This is a genomic window from Nitratidesulfovibrio oxamicus, from assembly GCF_015731765.1.
Classification (GTDB): Bacteria; Desulfobacterota; Desulfovibrionia; order Desulfovibrionales; family Desulfovibrionaceae; genus Cupidesulfovibrio; species Cupidesulfovibrio oxamicus.
In genome coordinates this window covers 1-1,729 of the sequence record NZ_VRYY01000485.1, presented here as the reverse complement: position 1 = coordinate 1,729, position 1,729 = coordinate 1, and the positions used below count along the sequence as shown (strand labels likewise).

The following is a 1,729-nucleotide window of genomic DNA, read 5'->3' as shown; positions in this document are numbered from 1 at the left end:
GCCCGCCGTGGTCCAGGCCAGCGCTTCGTCGGGCCAGCCCACCCGGTGGGCCGCCAGTACCGGGGTATGCGGGGCCACGCCCGCCGCCGCCAGTTCTTCTTGCAGCCGTTCCGGGGCGGCGGCGGAAAGGTACACGGCCATGGCGCTGCCATGGCGGGCCAGTTCGCGCAGCCGTTCCGCCTCGGGCACCGGGGTGCGCCCTTCCAGCCGGGTGATGACCAGCGACTGGGTGACCTCCGGCGCGGTGAACGACACCCCGGCTGCGGCAGCGGCGGCGAAGGCCGCGGTCACGCCCGGCACCACCGAGCAGGCGATGCCTTCGGCGTGCAGCAGACGCATCTGCTCGCGCACGGTGCCGTACAACGACGGATCGCCGGTGTGCACCCGCGCGGCCATGCCGCCAGTCAGGGCCGTTTCACGCAACAGGGCGTGGGTCTGTTCCAGCGTGAGCGGCGCGGAGTCGATCACCCGCGCTTCGGGCCGGGCGCAGGCCACAACCTGCGGGGGCACCAGCGAACCCGCGTAGAGCACCAGGTCTGCCTCCGCGATGATCCGCCGGGCCTTCAGGGTGAGCAGTTCCGGGTCGCCGGGGCCAGCCCCCACGAACCAGACGTGGCCGTCAGTGGGGGATGCGTCTGGGGCGGACGCGGAACATTCGGCGCGGGGGCCGCTGGGAGACATGGCGGGCGCGCCGCCGGAAGGGTCATTGTCCTTGATGGGCATGCAGGATCCTGTCGGCTTTGGCCAGAATGCGGGCGTATTCGCCGCTGGCGCGCATCCGCCCGAGCGTGGCGTCGAAATCCGCGGCCAGCAGGGCGTTTGCCTCGGTGGGTGCAAAGGCCATGTAGACGGAAACATAGTCGTAGGGGGGGCGCAGCAGCATGGGGGCGCTGCCGGGGGCAAGACGGTGCAGCAGCGCGCGCAAGGTGGGTTCCGTGCCGGGCACGGCCGCCGCCTCGCGGCGCAGCACCGCCTGCACCCCTTCCTGCAACGAATAGTAGGAACTGGTACGGATCAGTCCCTGGCGGGCGATGATGGCGTCCAGCGTGGGGCCGTAGTTGTATCCCAGGGCCAGGGCCACCGGCTTTTCGCCGTACAGGACGGCATCGCGCGAGGTGCCGCTGGTGTCGTCGGCCAGATGCCGGTCATCCGGGTGCACCATGAGAATGACGTCTTCGCCGTACAGGGGCACGGTGGTGTAGTGCAGGAACTGTTCGCGCTCGGGGGTGCGGTAGACAGCAAGGGCCGCATCCAGCTTGCCCTGGCGGACCAGCGAAATCCCCCGGTTGAAGGGCGTGACCACGAATTCCGCGGTGCGCCCCAAACGGTGCAGCGCGGCGCGGGCCACGTCCACGGCGGCACCGTACGGCTGGCCTTCGTGCAGGTAGCTCCATGGCGGCTGGTCCAGAATGAACACGCGCAGCGGCGCGCCGGTGCTGGCGGGGCTGCTGTCCGTGGCGTTGGCTGCCGGAGGGATGGAAGCCGGGGCGGTTTTCCTGGCCGTGGCGGCATGCGGCAGCAGTAGCATGGCCGTCAGCAGGAACGACAGGGCCAGCAGGAACAACGAAAGCGGCTGGGACGGCAGGGCGCGGGGCCGCGCCGCGTTGCCGCCGGAAGGGGCAGTGGGGAAGGGGCGCGGAGTCATGCCGCGTCACCTCCGGGCCGCGTGGCCGCCACGATGAAGACGGGGTTCAGGGCCGCAAGGCGCAGGTCGCCCAGCAGGGGCACC

2 protein-coding genes are annotated in these 1,729 nt (G+C 71.3%); both read right to left on the bottom strand.

Annotated features, from left to right (window positions below):
• On the bottom strand, nucleotides 1-723 hold a 723-nt coding region (locus FVW20_RS14310; protein WP_196610145.1), incomplete at its 3' end, for a cobalt-precorrin-4/precorrin-4 C(11)-methyltransferase.
• Nucleotides 704-1,645 carry a substrate-binding periplasmic protein gene (locus FVW20_RS14305; protein ID WP_196610144.1) on the bottom strand — a complete coding sequence of 314 codons (942 nt, stop codon included), beginning with the start codon at nucleotides 1,643-1,645 and terminating at the stop codon, nucleotides 704-706. The genes FVW20_RS14305 and FVW20_RS14310, both read right to left, overlap by 20 nt.
• Nucleotides 1,646-1,729: the final 84 nt, after the last annotated feature.